This is a genomic window from Peribacillus frigoritolerans, from assembly GCF_040250305.1.
GTDB lineage: Bacteria > Bacillota > Bacilli > Bacillales > DSM-1321 > Peribacillus.
Map to the genome: position 1 here is coordinate 3,196,539 of NZ_CP158190.1, position 16,394 is coordinate 3,212,932.

Consider the following 16,394-nt stretch of genomic DNA (forward strand, 5'->3'; position numbering starts at 1 on the left):
AAACCTTCTCAAAGAAGAAGGTTTTTTGAAACATTCTCCTCATCTATCAAGCTCTGCTTGCTGGATTTAGCACCTTTGCCTAAGCTGGTTGCTGAGGTTTCTTCGGGCCAGTCCCTCCACCTCTCTCGATAAGATCCATTTATATAATTTTCACAAGATTTCAAAATTAGATTATATTTAATTTACATTAATAATCTGTCAATTTCAATACCTGATCGACATTTTTTTCACTTTTGCAAAAATGATTCAATCTTTTGCGGCTTTAACCCTCTTCAATATTCTTTGTTTCCAGTCTTCCGCTAACGAGTCTAGAGTAAGTAAAGCCTTAGCGCCTTCCAGGCCATCTCGTTTATGAAGGATTACCTCTGCTGCATAATGAACTGAAATTTTTTCTTGCAAACGATCTATCAGCACGATTTCGTTTTGCTTATTTATCGTTCCTTCTTGAAGTACTCTTGCAAAATATCCAGTGAAACTCGTTTTCAGCACGAGTTCCAAAAACTTAGGTTCTTGATTGAAGTGGGAAATGGTCGAACAAGGTATCCTTCCCTGGTTAATTTGAACAATCACTTCGCCTATTTGATAAATATCGCCGATATACGTGGCTTCTTCCCTCATCCCCGCTACAGTTAAATTTTCACCGAATGCTGGGATATCCATCTTTTTAGAGAATTTTTCATTCCATAATGAATAATGCTCAAAGGGGTAAAAGCACAAAGCCCTATCAGGACCTCCATGGAACTTTACATTACCTACCCCATCACCAATTATGCCTGATTTAGTCACTGTCACATTATCATGTGCTTGTTTATCCATGGCAGAAAAGATATCGACATTCGAAAAAATTTCCTGTTTCGGCTTTCCGGCATGAAGTGATTTGATTTTTCCATTTTTCATTTTGCATCTTCCATTCATATTTAATTTATATCATCCTATATGTATAAATTATACTAAAAATCCATTTATTCTGTAGCTTTTTATAAGTATATGAAGTGAAAAAGCCACATGAGCCGTTAAATGGGCGAAATATCATTGATTTCCAGAAAAATTCATAGGATAGTTTCAGTAATTTTGTTGCTATTTCAGAATTAAATATGGTAGAATATGAACACAATATATAGTCGAAAACTACAACCGTTCGCCTATATGTTGATTTTCACGATTGAATTCCTCATTGTCGCTCTTTAGGGAGCGAATTTTTTTTGCTTTCATTAATATCCACTAATTCCCTGTAATTCCATTCAGTTTCTTGCATCGTGATCGACTTACCTATTTGTACTTTCTTCCCTCCTTATCAAGTCCCTTTCATTTCCTTATTAGAAGCCTGATTCCTTGCAAAAACAAGCAGAAAGCCGAGCGACATCATGCGTCTTCCGCTCAGCTTCCTGTTTACGCTTGTTTCTTTTTTTTCGGTGCCGCTTTCTTTCGGGTCGTCTTTTTCTTTTCCGGTTCATCATGTTTTGTACGGTCTATGGATGCCTGTAATGCCTCCATTAAATCGGTTACATTGTTGGAAACTGGTTCTTTTGTTTTCGCTGTAATCGTCGTCTGTCCCGTTTTCTTTGATTCAATCAATTCTAGTAACGCGGTTCGATAGTCATCGGTGTATTTTGTCGGATCGAAAGTAGTCGTTAATTGATCTATCAATAATACGGCAGTATCGATTTCTTTTTTTACAATGGTATCATTGGCAGGGATATTCGGAACATCCGCTGTGGAGCGGACTTCATCCGGATAATGAATCGTTTCCATCACCAAGGTATTATCAACGACTCGGATAACCGCCATTTGTTCTTTAGAGCGAATGATGATTTTTGCCAACCCCACCTTATTCGATTCCTTGAGGGCCTGCCTCAAAAGGGAATAAGCTTTTATCCCCCCGTCATTAGGGGACATGTAATAACTCCGGTTAAAATAAATGGGATCTATTTCTTCAATTTTAACGAAATCCACGATTTCCACGGCTTTTTCTTCGTTTTGTTTTTTCAGTTGCTCCAGTTCATTGTCTTCCAATACAACAAACTTTCCCTTTGTATACTCAAAAGCGCGGACTATATCATCCTTCCCCACTTCTTTCTCGCATACCGGACAAACCTTTTCGTATTTAATCGGTGAATGACATTCCTTATGCAACGTCCTTAAAGATATATCCTTATCCTCCGTTGCAGCATGAAGTTTAATCGGAATGTTCACCAAACCGAATGATATGCTCCCCTTCCACATCGTATGCATATTCGTCACCTCATAACTTATTTTTAATGAGAAGAACAATTTTATTATTCCCCTTTGTTCAAAAAAAACCGAAAAAACAATTGCCAACTCTAACACTTCGTTTTTTTGGCAAAATAATGTTATCAATTATTTGCGGAGGTAAATACAAAAATGAAACCGATGCTGCCTACCTATTACCCTGAAGCCCCCAACTCCAAGGATTGGCGTTATGAAGTCAAATATGACGGCTTTAGGGCTATATTAACGATAGACTCCGATACCATAAGCATTTCGAGTCGGAATGAGAAGGAATTATCACCACAATTCCCAGAAATCATTGCTTACATCAAAGACCTGGGCCTGGAAGATTATCTCCCGCTTCAGTTAGATGGAGAATTGGTCTGGCTCACCAATCAGGCGAAAGCAGACTTTTTTCAAATACAGTGGCGAGGACGCCTTGGGAAACAATCCTTAATTTCAGAAAATGCCCGCTTTTCCCCATGTCGGTTTATAGCGTTTGACCTGCTTCGCATCAGCGGAAAAGACGTAGCAGCTAAACCTATGGTGGAACGAAGGGAATTGATGTTGAATATGGGGGAAAAACTCGGTCTTCCCATGCCTCCTAATCCCAACGATAAGGCTTTGATACAATTAATAGAGAGTTTTGACGTTTTGGATAATGCCTTGAATAAGGTCACCCTGTTAGATGGCGAAGGGGTTGTCGCCAAGGAAATTCGGGGTGCTTGGCAAGAAGGAAGACGTACAACAGCTTGGATTAAGGTGAAAAATTGGAAGACCGTTTCTTGTTTCATTACAGCATTGCACAAAGAAAATGGTTACGTTTCCCTCGCAGTTTTCAAAGAAGGTGCCGTAACGAAAATCGGAAGTGTCAAAAATGGACTGAGTGCTCGAGATAAAAGTATATTGCATCAATTGATCAAGCAAAATGCATCAGATGAAGATGCACAATTTTTTTATATCCATCCATCCATTTGCATCGAAGTTCAATTCTTACACGTATATGAGGAAAATGAATTGCGTGAACCTCAGTTTTCGCAATGGCTCTTGCAAACGACTCCCGATGAATGTACCTGGGAGAAATTTGTGCTAGGCCAATACACATTTCCAGATACGGTACAAATAACTTCCAGAGATAAACCGCTTTGGATAACAGAAGGTAAACAGGTGGTGAAAGTTGAATACCTTCATTATTTACGGGAGGTTTCAGCTTTCTTCTTACCATTCTTGAAGGATAAACTGCTTACGACGATCCGCTATCCACATGGCACTTTGGATAAAGAAAGATTTTTCCAGAAAAACAAACCTGATTATGCGCCGGCCTTTATTAAAACGTTCATGGATGAGGATATCGAATACATGCTGTGTAACGATATTGAAACGCTTCTTTGGTTTGGTAATCAGCTTGCATTGGAATTCCATGCCCCCTTTCAGAAAGCGGGTAAAACAAGACCCGACGAAATCGTCCTGGACTTAGATCCCCCTTCCATCGAATTTTTCTCCTTTGCGATAAAGGCCGCACAGGAAATTAAAAAAGTGATGGAATCATTAAGGATTAAAGCTTTTGTAAAAACTTCAGGTAACAAAGGACTGCAAATTCACATTCCATTGCCTGAAGACAGATTTACTTATCAGGAGACACGCATATTCACCGACTTTCTTGGTGACTACTTAACAAGTTCCAACCCAAATGATTTTACAACGGAAAGAATGAAAATAAATCGGCACAATCGACTTTACTTGGACTTTGTGCAGCATAGTGAAGGAAAAACCATCATCCAGCCTTATTCCCCACGGGGAAATTCTTTCGCGGGTGTGGCTACACCTTTGTTTTGGGAGGAAGTCGACGAAAATCTCCAGTTAAAGAACTATACGATTGAAACCATCCCAAACAGAATAAAAAGGGATGGATGTGCTTTTATGGATTATAGACTTGTCGATAATGGACCAGCCTTTTTGGAAGTTTTGTCGTTCCTAAAACAAAAAAAGACCAACAACTGAAGTAAACCCAAAGCGTTAGAAGTCGCTTTATTTTATTAGGCAACCTTGAGGGAGTGTTATATGGCGTTGATTGGAACGTAGGGCACTCGCTTTCCGAGGACGATCCGTACCGAGGGGATATTTTTTTTAATACGGGACTTGTTACACTCTTTTTTCTTTTTTTATATAGGATGAATCAGAGACACTACTGCCGAATAACTGGCTAGCGGAGATCCTTCTAGATGCTTGCTTTGATGAGGCTTGTCCAGACGGCGGAAAGGATCGAATTCAACGTGTACCTTAAATGAATGCTCCGGAATGCGAATAGTGAGGCGAAAATCGAAAAAATTTGTGAACGTCGAATAAATTGCATTGAAGGTCGAATAAAATCGTCAACGGCCTGATAATTTGCGGTGAAGGTCGAATAAAATCGTCAACGGCCTGATAAAGTGCAGTGAAGGTCCTGATAATTTGCGGTGAAGGTCGGATAAAATCGTCATCGGCCTGATAATTTGCGGTGAAGGTCGAATAAAATCGTCATCGGCCTGATAATTTGCGGTGAAGGTCGGATAAAATCGTCAACGGCCTGATAAATGGCGGTGAAGGTCGAATAAAATCGTTATCGGCCTGATAATTTGCGGTGAAGGTCGAATAAAATCGTCAACGGCCTGATAATTTGCAGTGAAGGTCGAATAAAATCGTCAACGGCCTGATAATTTGCGGTGAAGGTCGAATAAAATCGTCATCAGCCTGATAATTTGCGGTGAAGGTCGAATAAAATCGTCAACGGCCTGATAATTTGCGGTGAAGGTTGAATAAAAACGTCAACGGCCTGATAATTTGCGGCGAAGGTCGGATAAAATCGTCAACGGCCTGATAATTTGCGGTGAAGGTAAAAATAACTGGGTGGATTATCGAGAAAAAGCTCCGGAAAGGTACGGCGAAGGACGAAAAAAGTGCTCCGGCTGAAATCAACTGCAACTTATTTAATAAGAAAACTGCAGGCAAACTCGCTTTTTTTCGAGTTCGCCTGCAGTTTAAAAATTTCATTATAATTTTGTATTCAAATAACTTTGCACTTCATCCTGAAGCTTGGCATATAAGCTTGTTTCGAATTCAAAATCCTCTTTTTCAAGCATTTCAAATTTTTCAGGCTGATCTAAGTCTATTTCAATCGATACCTTGAATTCATAGGTTGCATTCCCGATTAAATCAATTGAATACTTTTGGCTTTCTTCATCATGATGGACAACGCATTTAACTTTTCCGCCGTTATTGTAGACAGATATTTCACTTTCCAATGCGTTTAAACCAACAGAGCATGTTACAAGGCTTGAAGCAGACATCGCCGTTCCACATGCATTCGTGAAGCCTACTCCCCGTTCGAATGTCCGCACATAAATGCTCCCTGGTTCCAGCTCTTTCACAAAGCTGACATTGACACCATCAGGGAAAAGTTCATTCGGTTGATTGACCTTTGTTGAAAGTTCTTCCTGCAAATCACTTTGTAAAACGTCACTATCAACGAGAGTGATCAAATGTGGATTAGGAACCGCCAATGCCGAAAATATCAGGGTATCATGAAGTTCCGGCATTGGTTCGTTTTGCAGCTGTTCTTTAGCCAATACAAGAGGTAGATCCTTCACATTAAAACTTACTGGTGAAATTTCCACCTTGAAAGTCGGAATGCCCTCATAAATATCTTCCGTTTTTTCCACGAGTAGATCCGCCTTCATGGTTTCCACGATCATTTTATCTAGCCCTAAAACGTCGTTCGCGTAACGTGCAACACAACGAAGTCCATTGCCGCACATCGAGGCTTCCGAACCATCCGCATTAAAGACACGCATCCGGCAATCAGCATGTTCACTTTTCATTACAAACAAAATACCATCCGCTCCAAGCTTCTCCCTATTGCATAGGGCCTTCGCGAAATTTTTCCGCTGTTCTTCAGTAAACGTCAGGGTTGTAGTCAATTCATCAATGATCAAGAAATCATTTCCTGAACCATGGCTTTTTAAACCTTCAATAATCATCCTGTCACATCCTCTAATATGCTGCTTGTCATTTATCATTTTTTTAATATTCTATATCATAGCATTTTAAAGATGGATGTGTCATCGCGTAAATCACAATAAATCCTTTTTTCGACGAAAAACCCAATAAGAAAAGCGGTTGGAATAAGAATTAACTCATACTCCAACCGCTCTTTTGAATTATTAACCGATCATACCGATGATGAAATAGACGATAAACATTCCGGCACTCACATACATCGGGGCTGACACTTCTCTCGCTTTTCCGGTTACAAGCTTCAAGAACGGGTACAGGATGAAACCGAATGCCATTCCATCGGCAATACTGTAAGTGAAAGGAATGATCGTGATGATCATGATTGCAGGTATGCTCTCGGTTAAATCGCTGAAATCCAGCTTTTTTATATTTCCGAGCATCAAAATGCCAATGATAATCAAGATGGGGGCAATGGCGCTATCAGGGATTACTTTAATCACCGGTATAAATAACAGTGATAAAATGAATAGCACGCCTGTCACCACTGAAGTAAAACCAGTCCTGCCTCCTGATGCGATTCCAGCTGCCGTTTCTACTGTAGCAACGGTAGGACTCGAACCGAATAAGCCTGATAATAGAACGGACACACTTGTCGCCTGGAGCGACTTTTTATAGGCATCCTGGCGGTTGATACTGTCTACATGCCCGTGTACAAGACCAATATTCTCAAAAACAAGAACCATCGTCATCGCAAATACACTTATCCAGAATTCAATCCGGTTTGCTTCCAGGAACGATAATGAAAAGAAAAGATCGCCGTAGGAAGCTGTGTCTATGCCTGAAAAATGGATATCCGATAGTTGAACCGTCCCAAACCAATAGGCAATGAGGCTGCCTGCCAGGATGGTAATCATGAAATTACCGGGGACATTCTTGATGAACAGCGTGATTGCCAGTAAAAAGGTCAACACCGTTGCACACACCGCTGGATCGCTTAAATCTCCGAGTGCGACGATTGATGATGAACCTCCTGTGATTATCCCGCCCTTTTCAAGACCGATTAGCATCAAGAATAAGCCAAGACCGACAGATATGGCTTCTTTTATCGAACTTGGAATCGAATCACTGATTAACTTAGAGTATTTTGTAAAAGCGATGATTACAAAAATTACCCCTGAGATAAACACAGCACCAAGAGCCGATTGCCAAGATAGACCCATTCCTTGAACCATGGTATAAGCAAATAGGGCATTTACGCCCATTCCTGGAACGAGGAGGATTGGGACATTCGCCCAAAGTCCAATCATGACACAGCTTAAAGCAGATAAAAGAATCGTGGCAATCACTGCACCATTAATCGGTATGCCCGCTTCCGATAATATCAGGGAATTCACGATGAGAATATAGACTATCGTAAAATAGCCGACCACTCCAGCAAGGATTTCACGTTTTCCATTCGTTCCATAATCGGAAAAATGAAAAAACGTTTCCAAGTTTAATTTCTTCATGTTGTATCCTTATTAAATTTATCCCTCGCCCACCCGTTTGTATTAGTGACAAACTACACTTGGCGATTTTAACAAAAAAAAGGATAAAAATAAATAGTAATGATAAAAATTTGAAAAAAACTGTCGGAAATGATCCCGACAGCCTCGATGAATATATTATTTTTGTTCTTGTGAATACCCATCGACTACCAATTCCAGCTTCCCTGTATCAGGCGAAATGATTAGACCATGTACAGGAATATTTTTAGGGATCAAAGGATGTCCTTTAATCACTTCGACGCTGTTCTTACAACTTTCATAAACATCATCAAATCCGCGAAGCCAACTGCGGATATCGATTCCTGCAGCTCCCAGTGTATCGATGGTGCTCTTTGGTATATCACGTTCGATCATCTTGTCCATTACAGACTCGGCATCGACTGATGCCATCCCGCAGTCATGGTGAGGTATGACCAATACTTCATCTGCCTTTAGCTCATAAATAGCAACAAGGATACTCCGCATGACACTTCCGAATGGGTGGGAGACGATTGCCCCGGCAGTCTTCAGGATTTTGACATCGCCATTTTTGACATTCAAGGATTTTGGCAATAGTTCAACGAGCCGAGTGTCCATACAGCTTATGATGACCATACGTTTCTCAGGAAACTTATCCGTTCTATACTTAACATATTCACCTTTTTCTACAAACTGTTCATTATAATCCAGAATCTCATTAAGTAAACTCATAATTTACCACCTTTTTATTATGTATTTAATCTATGTATTCCCTATTATTATATCAAATATTTAAAAGATTTGCTAAAGGTTAACCATAGTCAATTTGAACGATGATTCAGTGTGGCTGCACAGAACCCAAAGACAATGATTTTAGGAATTTCAGCAACATTTGATGAAAAAGAAAGTATGGGTGTATTTGTCTTGAATCGTTTACCCCACTCCAAAGGCATCCAGCCTTCTTGGTATGAAGCGATCTTTTCCCCGTCTTTTGTGGCAATCTCGAAAGATTTCACACTTCCCGGCGTTTCAATTGGCATCCATTCCGTACCGTCTTCCTTATAGATCATTCCATTGATCTTCACGAATGACCGATTTTCTTGATACGATCCAATAATGCCGCCCTGATCATCCATGATCGTCATTTTATTGAAAAGGCCCCTTTTGATATGGTACTTAGCCAGCAAACGCCCCTCATGGTCCACCAGTTCATATCGCTTGGTCATGAGCATCGACAAGAAATTGGGAATCATCCACATGAACCACTTCATATTCAAATCCCGTATCTCGCCCATTTGTGACCCATCCGGCGCAAAGAGAAGCAGGCGCAATGTCGGTGCTGGCATAAAAGTCAATAAAACATGTTCATTTTTTAATAACCCGGCATTCGTCCCGATGTGTTCATCAGGCAATTCCTTCATTCTATTTTCATATATACGATGACTGACAAATTGGGCAATGCTAAAGAAAATAAAAGGAGACGTTATCAATAATATATTGCCCGGTATCATTGCAAAAATATGGCAAATGAAAAAGACGACGGCCAAAAGAAGAGATATCCAAGATGCATTAAAATTTGAATTGCTCGTTTTCTGATAATATTCACGTATATTCATATCCCGCTCTGCTCCTCACTCCTTACAAGAAAGATTACCGCCTTAAGGGCGGCCATTGATTAGCAGTACCACAATCCGCCCGGCATCCGCTTCCTAAAAGTGCATGGAAGTAGTTATCATAATACTTTATTCGCTTTAATGTGATCTATTCCCTTTTTAATGAAAGGCAATTCCCAACACGGTCCAAATAAAAAAGGACTCCGAATTGAACGGAATCTTATTGTAGACAAAATGGGTTCCTACCCAATTTTAGAACAAGACTAGATTATTCTTAATGTTTTTCACTGTATTCCTTATTGGATTGAAGAAATTTGCGACACTCCTGCCGAATTACTGGCTAGCCGAGACACCGCAGCCGCAAGGCGAGGAGGCTTGGCAGGCAGTCGGTGGAAAGGGAGCGGATTTCTAAAATACGTTTTCTAAATAAAAAAACTGCAGTCAAACTCGCTTTTCTTCGAGTTTGTCTACAGTCTCAAAGGACTCCGAATTGAACGGAATCCTTTTACATCATTCTATAATATCCTGAAGATCAACGGGAACCTGTAATCCGTTCCTTCATAAGCCCTAACAGCAGCAATGATGGTGAATACGACTAAAGCTATCCCGATAACCGGCAATAGCAAGAATCCAACCAATACTATAGTGAGTATCCCTGCGACTATTGAATATACGGTGTAGGAAATGAAAAAATTCAAGTATTCCCTTCCGTGATAATCCACAAATTGTGACGAGTCCTTCTTCAATAACCAAATCACCAAAGGACCGATAAATGCTGTAAAAAAGCTGATCACATAAATAAGGGCAGCAAACACTCTTTCATCTTTAGTAGGCATAGTGTCTTCTCCTCCTTTCTCATATGAATAATTACGAATCAAATGAAAAATAGTTTCATTTTTCCTTTCATTTTATTCGAAACCAGGTAAAATTGGACTGCTTTTTCTTGATAAAGACAATAAAATCCGGACATGTTCATCCGTCTTGTGCATACAGTTTAAAAAATGGATTGTCCTATACCTTCTAGAATGGAGTGATGTTTTTTTGCTGAATGAATTTCAAGCCTTCATCCTTGGGATCATTCAAGGCTTGACTGAGTTTTTACCTATTTCAAGTACTGGACATTTATATTTAGGACGGCATATTTTCCATCTTGACGAGGCCGGCATTTTTCTGGATACCATGCTCCACATCGGAACATTGCTGGCGTTATTGGTCGTCTATAAGAATGACATCATCGCCATTTTGAAAAATCCTTTCTCCAAAATGACTCTGCTTCTCATTGCTGGGACGATTCCTGCAGTGATTGCCGGCATTTTACTCGGAGATTGGTTTGATGGCCTTTCAAAAACAGGTGTCACCATAGGCTGGGAATTTTTAGCGACCGGACTGATTTTATGGGTAGCGGACGGAGTGAAAAAAGGGGCCAAATCCCTTAATGAAATTTCCATTAAAGATGCCCTGATTATCGGTACCTTCCAAGCTGCTGCCATCATGCCTGCTCTTTCGCGCTCCGGCTTAACGATAGCCGCCGGCCTCTTCTGCAGATTGGATAGGGCCACTGCAGCCTATTTTTCCTTTTTGCTTTCAATTCCTGCCATTACGGGGGGGATCGTATTTCAGATGAAACCGATTTTTACTGGAGATGTTGAACGGCTTCCACTCACTGCGCTTTTCGTCGGAACCCTGGCCGCAGCAATCTTTGGTTATATAGCCGTAGTATGGATGATCGATTTCTTAAAAAAGCGTTCACTGAAAATATTCTCCATTTATGTGTGGGCCCTCGGCGCAATCATTTTATTCATGCAATTCACAGGTGAATTTTAAAGAAAAAAGCGGGCGGAAAAACCAGTTTTTCAAGGAAAAATGCAGGCGTTTGCATTACGATTTCACCCTTCGAAAAAAAGTTGAAATTTGACGAAAAAAAAAGGCAAAAAACCTATTCCCAAACCGTTTTTTTTTTAGTATTATACCTTCGTAAGGTTCTTTAGATTTGCATATTTTCTGACAATAAAAATAGGGAAGGCAAATGGTGCGCCACCGGTTTCCGGTTCTAGTGGGTTCGATTCCCACCCCGAAATTTTTTGATGAACGACTTAAAAAATTTCGAGGGTGGGCAGCGACTACGCATAAGAACTGCCCTCAAACGGAGGGACGGAAATGTTAAAAAAGAGAGATTTCACAGATTGTTTTTCTCTTTATGAACAAATGACGCATCCAGATGTCTTCCCTTTCGTGCGCCATAAGGTAGATTCATATGAAGAATATGTTTTCATCACTAAGCAAACGATCGAAGCCGAAGATGCTGGGCAACTCATTTCACGAACAATCTTGGATGAATGGGAAAATCCCATCGGTTGTATTTCTTTATATGATATTGAAAATGGTGCAGGTTTCTTAGGCACATGGCTTGGCAAGCCTTATCATGGAAAAGGGTATAATGCCATTGCAAAAGACGCTTTCTTCAAAGAGCTTTTTTTCGAGCTCGGTTTGGAAACGGTCTTCATGCGTATTCGCAAAAAAAATATCCGCTCTATAAAAGCCGCAGAAAAGCTTCCTTATGCCGTCAATGCCAACGAAACAAGAAAATCCCTTTATGATCAGATCAATCATGAAGGAGATATCTACGATTTGTATGAAATTCCTAAAGATTTATACACCTTTCATATCCTTAGACAGCATGATGATGACGAACAGCAGTTACTTGAAGCATAAAGCGAAGAACATTTCAACATGGCTTTGTTTATCTTTTCATATAATGGCCGGAGCTTCCAAACCTGGAAAGCTCTTTTTTCCATTTACATAGGATGTTTAAGATAGATTGCTGCAAATCCCTATTCTTTTTAGGGATATTTTTTTATAATGAATATAATTGACCAATTCATCAATATATTCAAAGCGTCATTGAAAGGACTTAATCATGAAAAAAACATTTGCTTTTATCGTGCAGCTTATCTTCCTGCTCATCATTTGCAAGCTCGGCTATTATTTAGCCAATTTACTTCAATTACCCATACCAGGCAACGTCATCGGCATGATCCTGTTATTCGGTTTATTACAGACGAAGGTCATAAAAGTCGAATGGATTGAACTTACTTCAGGATTTTTGGTAAAGCACCTAGCCTTTTTCTTCATCCCCATTTCAATCAGTTTAATGACAATGGGATGGCTTTTCATTAAATTCGGTTTGCCATTGGCACTTACATTGGGAGTCAGCCTGATATTTGGATTCATAGTTTCAGCTTGGACCGTTCAGAAGCTATCCCATAGAGGAGAGGTTAAGCAGCATGACAGCGCTCATCACAACATATAGCATCTTGATAACCATCCTTGCCTATTTCATTGGAAGGAAAATATATGCTAAACATCCATCACCTTTTACGACGCCCGTATTTTTCAGTACGGTTACAATAATTCTCGTACTGCTGATCAGCGGTTTGGACTTCGAAGATTATTCACCGGGAAAAGACATAATCACCTATTTCCTGGGACCGGCTACCGTTGCCTTGGCCGTACCACTTTATAAAAATAGAAAGATAATCGTTAAATATGCAATGCCGGCAATTAGCGGCATGATATTTGGTCTTATGGTTACATTGATCATTGCCTTCGCCATCGCTAAAGCATTTTCTCTTCCGCAATTCATACTCCAAGGATTGGCGGTTAAATCCATTACAGTGCCCATCGCTGTTGAAATCACGGAACTTTATGGCGGAAATTCCAATATATCAGCAGCCTTCGTCATTTTGACTGGGGTGCTGGGTACGATGATCGCTCCAAAAATGATGGATAAACTAAACATCACGATGCCCTTCGCTCGCGGTATCGCTTATGGTACGATCGCTCATGGTCTCGGAACTGCTCAAGCTGCCCAGGAAAGTGAGTTCACCGGGGCTGTCGCAGGTGCGGCAATGGCTATCGCAGGTATCCTAATTTCCTGTTTTTTTCCTTTTATAAGTAATTTCCTATAAAAAGAACCGCAACGTCAACGACGTTGCGGTTTCTTTTTTATGATTTATCTTTTTTGCAGATCGTCGTATAAACGCCTAAGAATATAGGTTTTATACAGCTCCAACTTTTTTTTCTCAATTGGATGATAGCTTATCCCTGCAGCTTTTAGCTGCTGAATGAACCATCCTTTGGAATATTCATAAGCCATTCTACCCCCTCCTCTGTTCGAAAAAGATATGCTGCATAGAGGGGATTGATACTTATTTTTTTGCAGCCATTACTTGAAGTAATAATTCATACATTTCAGCTGCCGTTTTAAATGGGCGTTTTTGACGCATTTTTTCCTGATATTCATTCGATTGTTCCAATAAATCCGCTAATGTAGCATTAAAAATCCGGTCATTTAACTCTTCTTCCTGAATGACTTTACAAAAGCCCTGTTTTTCAAAGCTTGACGCATTCAGGATTTGATCTCCGCGAGATGCATTGGCACTTAGAGGGATAAGCAGCATCGGCTTTTGCAAACCAAGGAATTCAAAGATTGAATTTGAACCTGCCCTTGACACAACGACATCAGCAGCCGCCAAAAGATCGAATAATTCTTCATGTACGAATTCAAAAGGAGCATATCCCCTTTGTTTCAATTCCAGTTTCACATTTCCCTTCCCGCAAATGTGTATAATCTGGTATTCCTTTAATAAAGCATCAAGGTTATCTGTAATCATATTATTGATTTTAACGGCCCCAAGGCTCCCGCCCATAACGAGTAACACCGGTTTGTTATTCGTGAATCCACAGAATGCCTTACCAGCAGAAGCGTTTCCCTTAAAAATCCCATCGCGCAATACAGCGCCTAGATACATGGCCTTTTCTTTCGGAAGGTCTTTTTCTGTTTCCTGGAAAGTAGTGAAAATTTTCGATGCAAGTGGCATGGCAATCTTATTAGCCAGACCAGGCGTATAATCCGATTCATGTATTGCAATTGGTATTCTTAGCATCCTTCCTGCCAAAACGACTGGAACCGAAACGAATCCACCTTTAGAAAAAATGAAATCCGGCTTGGTCTTTTTTAATATTTTTCGTGCATCAAAAATCCCTTTTATGACCCGGAAAGGGTCTTTCATATTTTCAACAGATAGATAACGTCGGAATTTACCAACGGAAATCGTTTCATAACGGACCTCGGGAAATTCCGTTTCGATGATATTTTTTTCAATGCCTTTTTTTGAACCAATATAAGTAACATCCCAATCATGCTTTAAAAATTCCGGGATGATTGCTGCATTAACAGATACATGACCGGCAGAACCGCCTCCGGTAAATACTATTTTCTTAGTCAATATTTCCACCTTCCAAACTTAAAAAATCACTTTGCATCCATATTACCATATATCCTTGCCATTAATAACTTGAAAAAGTATTCAGTGAACCGCAAAATCCCCGTGAGGAAAGTAATCATCGATTATTTTTCCTTTTTCAGCATGAATATATTATAATCTTAGTATTCTACAATACTACAAGATACATTGGAGGAGTAATACATTGCAAGAAGTTTCTGAATCACTCAATCAATTTGATGGGATCGAAGCCTGGACCAAATTAGGAATTTCCATTGGCATTTTTCTAATCTTCCTTTTGCTTCGGAAAGTATTTACTACATATATATTCAAGTTCTTTCTACGAATTGCAGAAAAACGCAAAGTAGAATTTGCAGCCAACTTAATGCTCGCAATAGAACAGCCGGTAAGATGGCTTATCGTTTTAATTGGTGTTATCATTTCACTGCACTATTTTCCGATCGACTCACCTTTGGTTGAATTAAGATCGAAAATATACAGATCGTTTTTTGTCTTCTTATTCTTTTGGACGATTTTCAATATCAGTTCAATCTTAACCATTTTATTTCCGAAATTAGTAGGTAAATTCGGGCTTGAAGTCGATCAAATCGTCATGCCGTTCTTTACGAAAATCATAAACATAATCATCATTGCTTTTGGTGCCTCCATCATTGCGGAAGAATGGGGATTTAATGTCGATGGATTCGTTGCAGGGCTTGGTTTGGGTGGGTTGGCTTTCGCTCTTGCCGCTAAAGATACAGTCAGCAATTTCTTTGGAGGAATCGTCATCGTTACCGAAAAACCTTTTACCATAGGAGATTGGATCAAAACTCCAAGCGTGGAGGGAACCATTGAAGACATCACATTCAGAAGCACCAAAGTTCGGACTTTTGCCCAAGCTTTAGTTACAGTCCCAAATGCGACCCTTTCGAATGAACCGATCATCAACTGGTCCAAGATGGGAAAAAGACAGATTGCCTTCCATCTAGGTGTGAATGTCACGACACCAAAAGAAAAATTGGAAAATGTCATTAAAGACATAGAAAGAATGCTGATTGATCATCCTGAAGTCCATCCGGAAACAATTTTGGTTAAATTTGATGAGTTCAGTCATTCCGGTTTCAATCTTTACCTTTATTTCTTCACGAAAGCGACGGACTTTGGAGGATATTTATCAATCAAAGAAGATGTGAACTTTAAAATAATGGAGATATTGGAACAGGAAGATGTACAAATTGCCATTCCGTCCCAAGCCTTCATTCTTCAAAAAGACTCAAATATGGAAGCCATGAATGATTTTGAATCCATGCGCGACTGACAAAAGGACTTGCCCAAAACGGCAAGTCTCAGACTGTAGACAACTTCGATGAAAATCGAGGTTGTCTATTTTTATGGCTTGTACAATTTGGACGTTGATTTCCACTTCAGGCACTCGCTTTCCGCGGGCGGTCGGGGAGCCTCCTCGGCTTTCGCCTGCGGGGTCTCCCCTAGACGCGCTTTTCCCGCAGGAGTCTCGTACCTTCCGTTCCAATCAACTTTGTCTTACCTTTTAGATCGAACACTTTTGCCTAGAGTCATTTTTGTTTTAAAATAGAAGTATTAAAACTTGAGGTGATGAGGATGCTTTCTAAACATGATTCTATTCAGCGAGATCAACTTGAAATGATTACTTTAGATCAACTGGTGCCAGCAAACCATTTGGTTCGTAAAATGGAAGCTGCCATTGACTTCTCTTTCATTAAGATTTGGTGAAAGATAGTATTCAGAGG

16 protein-coding genes and 1 riboswitch are annotated in these 16,394 nt (G+C 40.0%); of the genes, 7 read left to right on the forward strand and 9 right to left on the reverse strand.

Annotation, left to right across the window (positions count from 1 at the left end):
• Nucleotides 1–36: 36 nt before the first annotated feature.
• Nucleotides 37–135, reverse strand: a riboswitch (SAM riboswitch).
• Nucleotides 136–246: 111 nt separating this feature from the next.
• Nucleotides 247–897, reverse strand: a complete 651-nt coding sequence (locus ABOA58_RS15630) for an MOSC domain-containing protein (protein WP_350299121.1) — start codon at nt 895–897, stop codon at nt 247–249.
• 492 nt (nt 898–1,389) lie between these two features.
• Nucleotides 1,390–2,232: a Ku protein gene (locus ABOA58_RS15635; protein ID WP_309077882.1), complete on the reverse strand. Its 843-nt coding sequence runs from the start codon at nt 2,230–2,232 to the stop codon at nt 1,390–1,392.
• A 150-nt stretch (nt 2,233–2,382) separates the two neighbouring features.
• On the opposite strand from ABOA58_RS15635, the gene ligD reads away from it, so the two are divergent.
• Nucleotides 2,383–4,230, forward strand: coding sequence for a DNA ligase D (gene ligD, locus ABOA58_RS15640; protein WP_350299122.1), 1,848 nt, complete (start codon nt 2,383–2,385; stop codon nt 4,228–4,230).
• Between the two features lie 1,028 nt (nt 4,231–5,258).
• On the opposite strand, the gene dapF is transcribed toward ligD, so the two are convergent.
• The 4 genes from dapF to ABOA58_RS15660 all read right to left on the reverse strand — a co-directional run bounded on the left by dapF (nt 5,259) and on the right by ABOA58_RS15660 (nt 9,343).
• The gene (gene dapF, locus ABOA58_RS15645) at nt 5,259–6,245 is read right to left on the reverse strand and encodes a diaminopimelate epimerase (protein ID WP_350299123.1); all 987 of its coding nucleotides are present in this window, start codon (nt 6,243–6,245) and stop codon (nt 5,259–5,261) included.
• A 183-nt stretch (nt 6,246–6,428) separates the two neighbouring features.
• On the reverse strand, nt 6,429–7,730 hold the full coding sequence (locus ABOA58_RS15650; protein ID WP_350299124.1) for an NCS2 family permease: 1,302 nt from the start codon (nt 7,728–7,730) through the stop codon (nt 6,429–6,431).
• Nucleotides 7,731–7,886: 156 nt separating this feature from the next.
• Nucleotides 7,887–8,459 (reverse strand): beta-class carbonic anhydrase, encoded by a 573-nt coding sequence (locus ABOA58_RS15655; protein ID WP_350299125.1) that lies wholly within the window; start codon nt 8,457–8,459, stop codon nt 7,887–7,889.
• Nucleotides 8,460–8,548: 89 nt separating this feature from the next.
• Nucleotides 8,549–9,343, reverse strand: coding sequence for a hypothetical protein (locus ABOA58_RS15660; RefSeq protein WP_350299126.1), 795 nt, complete (start codon nt 9,341–9,343; stop codon nt 8,549–8,551).
• A gap of 274 nt (nt 9,344–9,617) precedes the next feature.
• On the opposite strand from ABOA58_RS15660, the gene ABOA58_RS15665 reads away from it, so the two are divergent.
• Nucleotides 9,618–9,752, forward strand: a complete 135-nt coding sequence (locus tag ABOA58_RS15665; RefSeq protein WP_350299127.1) for a hypothetical protein — start codon at nt 9,618–9,620, stop codon at nt 9,750–9,752.
• 103 nt (nt 9,753–9,855) lie between these two features.
• Here the strand turns inward: ABOA58_RS15665 and ABOA58_RS15670 are convergent, their stop codons facing one another.
• Complete coding sequence (locus ABOA58_RS15670; RefSeq protein WP_034311189.1) at nt 9,856–10,176, reverse strand: DUF4870 domain-containing protein; 321 nt, start codon at nt 10,174–10,176, stop codon at nt 9,856–9,858.
• Between the two features lie 208 nt (nt 10,177–10,384).
• Here ABOA58_RS15670 and ABOA58_RS15675 point away from each other — a divergent pair, with 208 nt between their 5' ends.
• From ABOA58_RS15675 to ABOA58_RS15690, 4 genes are all read left to right on the forward strand, one after another.
• Nucleotides 10,385–11,164, forward strand: a complete 780-nt coding sequence (locus tag ABOA58_RS15675) for an undecaprenyl-diphosphate phosphatase (protein ID WP_101225332.1) — start codon at nt 10,385–10,387, stop codon at nt 11,162–11,164.
• A 333-nt stretch (nt 11,165–11,497) separates the two neighbouring features.
• Nucleotides 11,498–12,052: a GNAT family N-acetyltransferase gene (locus ABOA58_RS15680; RefSeq protein ID WP_034307447.1), complete on the forward strand. Its 555-nt coding sequence runs from the start codon at nt 11,498–11,500 to the stop codon at nt 12,050–12,052.
• Nucleotides 12,053–12,257: 205 nt separating this feature from the next.
• On the forward strand, nt 12,258–12,650 hold the full coding sequence (locus ABOA58_RS15685; protein WP_101225222.1) for a CidA/LrgA family protein: 393 nt from the start codon (nt 12,258–12,260) through the stop codon (nt 12,648–12,650).
• Nucleotides 12,625–13,308: an LrgB family protein gene (locus tag ABOA58_RS15690; RefSeq protein ID WP_101225223.1), complete on the forward strand. Its 684-nt coding sequence runs from the start codon at nt 12,625–12,627 to the stop codon at nt 13,306–13,308. The genes ABOA58_RS15685 and ABOA58_RS15690 overlap by 26 nt, the downstream gene beginning before the upstream one ends.
• 44 nt (nt 13,309–13,352) lie before the next feature.
• Here the strand turns inward: ABOA58_RS15690 and ABOA58_RS15695 are convergent, their stop codons facing one another.
• Nucleotides 13,353–13,496 (reverse strand): DUF2639 domain-containing protein, encoded by a 144-nt coding sequence (locus ABOA58_RS15695; RefSeq protein ID WP_101225224.1) that lies wholly within the window; start codon nt 13,494–13,496, stop codon nt 13,353–13,355.
• Nucleotides 13,497–13,548: 52 nt separating this feature from the next.
• Nucleotides 13,549–14,637, reverse strand: a complete 1,089-nt coding sequence (locus ABOA58_RS15700; protein ID WP_350299128.1) for an undecaprenyldiphospho-muramoylpentapeptide beta-N-acetylglucosaminyltransferase — start codon at nt 14,635–14,637, stop codon at nt 13,549–13,551.
• A 193-nt stretch (nt 14,638–14,830) separates the two neighbouring features.
• Between ABOA58_RS15700 and ABOA58_RS15705 the strand changes: the two genes are divergently transcribed.
• Entirely contained in the window at nt 14,831–15,943 is a 1,113-nt protein-coding gene (locus tag ABOA58_RS15705) for a mechanosensitive ion channel family protein (RefSeq protein ID WP_350299129.1), read from the forward strand.
• Nucleotides 15,944–16,394 lie beyond the last annotated feature (451 nt).

Excerpts from the sequence above, each read along its gene's own strand:
- ABOA58_RS15670 (WP_034311189.1), bottom strand. The coding sequence starts at position 10,176 with ATGCCTACTAAAGATGAAAGAGTGTTTGCTGCCCTTATTTATGTGATC.
- ligD (WP_350299122.1), top strand. The coding sequence starts at position 2,383 with ATGAAACCGATGCTGCCTACCTATTACCCTGAAGCCCCCAACTCCAAG.
- ABOA58_RS15690 (WP_101225223.1), top strand. The coding sequence starts at position 12,625 with ATGACAGCGCTCATCACAACATATAGCATCTTGATAACCATCCTTGCC.
- ABOA58_RS15650 (WP_350299124.1), bottom strand. The coding sequence starts at position 7,730 with ATGAAGAAATTAAACTTGGAAACGTTTTTTCATTTTTCCGATTATGGA.
- ABOA58_RS15680 (WP_034307447.1), top strand. The coding sequence starts at position 11,498 with ATGTTAAAAAAGAGAGATTTCACAGATTGTTTTTCTCTTTATGAACAA.
- dapF (WP_350299123.1), bottom strand. The coding sequence starts at position 6,245 with ATGATTATTGAAGGTTTAAAAAGCCATGGTTCAGGAAATGATTTCTTG.
- ABOA58_RS15630 (WP_350299121.1), bottom strand. The coding sequence starts at position 897 with ATGAAAAATGGAAAAATCAAATCACTTCATGCCGGAAAGCCGAAACAG.
- ABOA58_RS15635 (WP_309077882.1), bottom strand. The coding sequence starts at position 2,232 with ATGCATACGATGTGGAAGGGGAGCATATCATTCGGTTTGGTGAACATT.
- ABOA58_RS15660 (WP_350299126.1), bottom strand. The coding sequence starts at position 9,343 with ATGAATATACGTGAATATTATCAGAAAACGAGCAATTCAAATTTTAAT.
- ABOA58_RS15695 (WP_101225224.1), bottom strand. The coding sequence starts at position 13,496 with ATGGCTTATGAATATTCCAAAGGATGGTTCATTCAGCAGCTAAAAGCT.
- ABOA58_RS15665 (WP_350299127.1), top strand. The coding sequence starts at position 9,618 with ATGTTTTTCACTGTATTCCTTATTGGATTGAAGAAATTTGCGACACTC.
- ABOA58_RS15655 (WP_350299125.1), bottom strand. The coding sequence starts at position 8,459 with ATGAGTTTACTTAATGAGATTCTGGATTATAATGAACAGTTTGTAGAA.
- ABOA58_RS15685 (WP_101225222.1), top strand. The coding sequence starts at position 12,258 with ATGAAAAAAACATTTGCTTTTATCGTGCAGCTTATCTTCCTGCTCATC.